This is a genomic window from Lysobacter zhanggongensis, assembly GCF_046638635.1.
In the GTDB taxonomy this organism is placed as follows: Bacteria; Pseudomonadota; Gammaproteobacteria; order Xanthomonadales; family Xanthomonadaceae; genus Novilysobacter; species Novilysobacter luteus.
This window is the reverse complement of the sequence record NZ_JBJXHK010000124.1, coordinates 1-4,631: the sequence shown is the minus strand read 5'-3', so window position 1 is coordinate 4,631 and position 4,631 is coordinate 1. Positions and strand designations below refer to the sequence as shown.

The following is a 4,631-nucleotide window of genomic DNA, read 5'->3' as shown; positions in this document are numbered from 1 at the left end:
GCCGCCGCGTCCGCCGAACATCGACGGGCCACCGGTCGTGGCCGGTGCCGCGGTGCGGGCCGCGGTCCGCTCGCGCATGGCGGTTGCGGCGGCGTCGAAGGCCGCCTGCTGGGTGGCATCCAGCTCCATGCGTCCCGCCAGCCGGGCGAGGTCTTCCACGGGTCCGCCGCCGCGTGTACCCGGCGTTGCCGTAGCGGACATCTGGTCGTCGGCCGGCTTGAAGCGCAGCGCCGCATTGGGCACCCGCAACACGTCGTCGCGGCGACTGACTTCGATCTCGGCGTTGGCAGTCATGCCCGGCAACAGCCGCTGGTCGGGATTGTCGACCGCGACCACCACCGGATAGGTGATCACGTTGCTGGTGTTGGTCGCCGACAGGCGCACCTGTTGCACGGTACCGCGGAACTGGCGGTCGGGAAACGCATCGACGCTGAAACCGACGTCCTGCCCGGGTTCGACCTGGCCGATGTCGGCCTCGTCGATCGCCAGCACGATCTCCATCTTCGACAGGTCTTCGGCGATCTGGAACAGCACCGGCGCCTGCAGGCTGGCGGCGACGGTCTGGCCGGGCTCCACCGTGCGGGTCAGCACCACGCCGTCCACCGGCGAGCGGATCACGGTGCGGTCGAGGTTGAGCCGGGAGGTCCGGGTCGACGCGAGTTGCTGGGTGATCTGCGCGCGGGCGGCTTCCACCTGTGCGCGGGCCTGGTCGCGGGATGCGCGTGCGAGGTCGATGTCGCTGGTGGCCACCAGCTGGCGCGAACCCAGTTCGGCTTTCCGGGCGTAGTCGGCCTCGGCGTTGCGCAGAGACGCCTGCGCGGTCGCCAGGCCCGCCCGGGCCGCCGCGGCGGACGCGTTGCCCTGGGCGATCTGCGCCTCGTACGTGCTCGGGTCGATCCGTGCGAGCACCTGCCCCTGGCGCACCTGGTCGTTGAAGTCGGCGAGCACCTCGGTGACCTGGCCGGAGATCTGGCTGCCGACATCGACCGTGGAGATCGCCGCCAGCGTACCGGTCGCCGAGATGCCGACCCGGATATCGCCGCGCTCGATCGGCGCGGTCCGGTAGCCACCGGCGCTCGGGCCGGCGTCGCGCTGGAACCAGGCCAGCGCCGCGAGCACGACCAGCACCGCGGCCACCGCGACGATAAGCAGGCGACGGCCGCGTGGGCGCGAACGGGAGGGCGTGGGGGTGGGTCGGGGTGTGCTCATCGGGTCCGCGCTACGGGAAGGTCGGACTGGCAACGCACTTGCGCGGGCGCGGTTGACGTCGCATCGCAAGCGCCGAGGTGGGGTCGCGCCATCCATTCACCCGTCGCGCTGGCGAGGACCTACCCCTTGAAGCGAATGGTCGCGATCGTGCCCCGCCCGATCTCGCTTTGCAGGTGCAGCGGCCAGCCCATGCGGTCGCCGAGCCTGCGCGCGATGGACAGCCCCATGCCACTGCCGGACTCGCGGGCCGGGTCGCCCCGATAGAACGGGTCAAACGCACGCGAGAGCGTCTCCGGGTCCATCCCGATGCCGCTGTCGCGGACCTCGATCCGGTCCACTTCCAACCGTACTTCGATCTGCCCGTGGTCGGTGAAGTGGGCGGCGTTGCTGAGCAGGTTGCCGAGCATCACCGCGAGCACGTGCGGGGGACCGAACAGCCGCGACGAACCGTTGTCGATGACCTCGATGGCGACCGGCTTGGATGCCAGCAGCGGGCGCACCCGCTCGACCTGGTCATCGACGATGTCGCGGACCTCGAACTCCGCGCTCTGCGGCGCGATGTCGGCCTCGCGCGCCAGGATCAGGAACGCGTCGATCACCGCTTCCATGTCGCGCCCGGCACGCTGCACGCGTGCAAGCGACCGCAGCGTCCGCGGCGAGGTGTCGGGGTCGCCAAGCATCATGTCCGTCGCGACCCGGATGACCGTCAACGGCGTGCGCAACTCGTGGCTCGCATCGCGGGTGAAGTCCCGCTCGCGCTCGACGAAGTCGGCGACGCGCTCGGCCAGGCCCACCAGCGCGCGGGATAACCGGTGCACCTCGCTGCCCGCATCGGGCGGCAGCCGGCGCGGCTTGATCGCCTCGGTGTCGGGGTCGCGCGGATCCCACTTGGACACCTCGTCGGCCAGCCAGCTGACCGGCACCACCAGCCGCTTGGAGGTGCGGTAGGTCAGCCACGAGATCAGGTAGGTCGCCAGCAGCGAAAGCAGCAGCGAGACCAGCGCAGTGACCAGGATCGCCCGGTCGATGTGGCTGGCATCGAAGGTGAGGTAGAACGTCCCCTCCGGGCGGCGGTCGACCAGCACGTCGAGGTGGTCGGTCGAACCGAACAGCTGGCGCTGGTACATCCCCGGCGCGGACTCGCGCAGCTCGCGCGGCACGTGGCGATCGCCCGGCTGGCCGGGTACCACGTAACCGGTCATCCTCGACGTGCGGGGGAGCGGGTAGGTCGGGCTGGCCTCACGGCCGGTCCAGAACAGGTCGGCCTCGCGCTGCATCCGCTCCACCACGATGCCGTGGCGCACGCCCATGCCCGCCAGCAGTACGCCAGCGGTGATCACGATGCTGCCCAGGATGGCCTGCAGGATGAAGGCCAGCTTGATCCTGCGCGGAAGACCCGGGGTCATGGAACCTGCACTGCGTTCACTCGGGCGGCTGTGAAATATCCGCCACGCGGTAGCCGGCCGACTGCACGGTGTGCAGCAACTGCTTGTCGAAAGGCTTGTCGATGGTCTTGCGCAGGTTGTACAGATGGCTGCGCAGCGTGTCCGAATCCGGCAGGCCGTTGCCCCAGATCTCGCGTTCGATCTCCTGGCGGCTGACCACGCGCGGCGATTCGCGCATCAGGATGGTCAGCAAGCGCAGGCCGATCGGAGAAAGCTGCAGCTCGCTGCCGCCGCGGGTGACCCGCAGGCTGGCCGGGTCGAGCACCAGGTCCGCCACCTTGAGCACCTCGCCGCCGACCTGCCGGCGCTCGCGACGGATCAGCGCGCGCAGGCGGGCCTCCAGTTCCTGGATCGCGAACGGCTTGGTCAGGTAGTCGTCGGCGCCGGCGGACAGGCCGGTCAGCTTTTCATCGAGCGTGTCGCGCGCGGTCAGCATCAGCACCGGCGTGGACTTGCGCGCTTCCTCGCGCAGGCGCTTGCACACTTCCACGCCGTCCAGGCGCGGCAGCATGAGGTCGAGCACGATTACGTCGTAGCTGTTCTCGGCGGCCAGGCGGTAACCATCGAGACCATCGGCGGCGAAATCGACCTCGAAGCCACGGCTCTCGAGGTACTCGCCCACCATTTCGGAAATGTTGCGATTGTCCTCCACGATGAGGACCAGACCACCATCACGCGTGCCCTGCATTGGGTTGCCTCCACCTTCAGTTTTGTGAAGGCTGCCGATCCGCAGGTAGACGCACCGTGAAGGCGTGACTGAACGTCAACCGGGACGCCGCTCGCGCGCCTTCACGCGTTCCCAGACCGCTTCCTGTTGCTCCAGTGAACGGGTCGACAGCGGCCGCTGTTCCTCTTCCGCCAGCGCTTCCATGGCGCGGAAACGCCGCTCGAACTTGCCGTTGGCGCGGCGCAGGGCGTTGCCGACATCCACGCCGGCATGGCGCGCCAGGTTGGCCGCGACAAACAGCAAGTCGCCGATCTCGTCTTCGAGGCGGTCGCGCGCGTCCGAATCACCGGCCGACAGCGCATCGAACTCCGACCGCACCTCGTCGATCTCCTCGTGCAGCTTGGCGATCACCGGCGCCGGACCGGGCCAGTCGAAGCCGACCCGTGCCGCGCGCTTCTGCAGCTTCACCGCACGCTGCCACTCCGGCAGGCCGCGCGAAATCCCGGCCAGCGCCGACGTGTCTTCCGCCCCCGCCGCTTCGCGCTCGCGGCGCTTGTGCTCCTCCCACGCCACGGTCTGCGCACCGGCATCAGCGACCGCCTCGTCGCCGAACACGTGCGGATGCCGGCGCACCATCTTGTCGCTGATCGCGGCCACCACGTCGTCGAAGTCGAACGCGCCCTGCTCCTGCGCCATGCGCGCATGGAAGACCACCTGCAGCAACAGGTCGCCGAGCTCGTCGCGCAGGTCGCCCAGGTCGTTGCGGTCGATCGCGTCGGCGACTTCGTACGCCTCCTCGATTGTGTACGGCGCAATCGTGGCGAAGGTCTGCTCCACGTCCCACGGGCAGCCGGCCTCCGGGTCGCGCAGACGCACCATGATGTCGAGCAGGCGCCGGATGTCGCGGTCGGGCGCGGTCATGCGGTCACAGGCCGGCCCAGCGGCGCCACGGCAGCGCGGGGTCGCCGAGCGCGATGAACTCGCCGTTGAGCAGGCTGTCGCGCTGGTTGTAGCGGAACGGCCGCCCCTGCAGGTCGATCACGCAACCGCCGGCGCCTTCCAGCACGGCCTGCGCGGCGGCAGTGTCCCACTCGCTGGTCGGGCCGAAGCGCGGGTAGACGTCGATGTCGCCCTGGGCGATGGCGCAGAACTTGAGCGACGAGCCCAGCCCGACCGGCTCGGTCCGGCCCATGCGTTCGATGAAATCGTTGCTGCGCTGGTCGCGGTGCGAGCGGCTCGCGGCGACGCGCAGTGGCGCCGTCGGTGGCCGACGCGTCGACACCGGCCGGTCATCGCCGTCGCCGTCGCGC

At 69.9% G+C, this 4,631-nt stretch carries 5 protein-coding genes; all 5 read right to left on the bottom strand.

Annotated elements, in window-relative coordinates:
- The coding region (locus tag ACKVMH_RS12790; RefSeq protein ID WP_412700585.1) for an efflux RND transporter periplasmic adaptor subunit at window positions 1-1,209 on the bottom strand (1,209 nt) is incomplete at its 3' end.
- A 119-nt stretch (window positions 1,210-1,328) separates the two neighbouring features.
- A complete protein-coding gene (locus ACKVMH_RS12785) occupies window positions 1,329-2,615 on the bottom strand; it encodes a sensor histidine kinase (RefSeq protein ID WP_412700584.1) in 1,287 nt (428 codons plus the stop codon).
- 16 nt (window positions 2,616-2,631) lie between these two features.
- Window positions 2,632-3,342, bottom strand: coding sequence for a response regulator transcription factor (locus ACKVMH_RS12780; RefSeq protein WP_036209980.1), 711 nt, complete (start codon window positions 3,340-3,342; stop codon window positions 2,632-2,634).
- 75 nt (window positions 3,343-3,417) lie between these two features.
- Window positions 3,418-4,242: a nucleoside triphosphate pyrophosphohydrolase gene (gene mazG / locus ACKVMH_RS12775; protein WP_412700583.1), complete on the bottom strand. Its 825-nt coding sequence runs from the start codon at window positions 4,240-4,242 to the stop codon at window positions 3,418-3,420.
- Between the two features lie 4 nt (window positions 4,243-4,246).
- The coding region (locus ACKVMH_RS12770) for a 3'(2'),5'-bisphosphate nucleotidase CysQ family protein (RefSeq protein ID WP_412700582.1) at window positions 4,247-4,631 on the bottom strand (385 nt) is incomplete at its 5' end.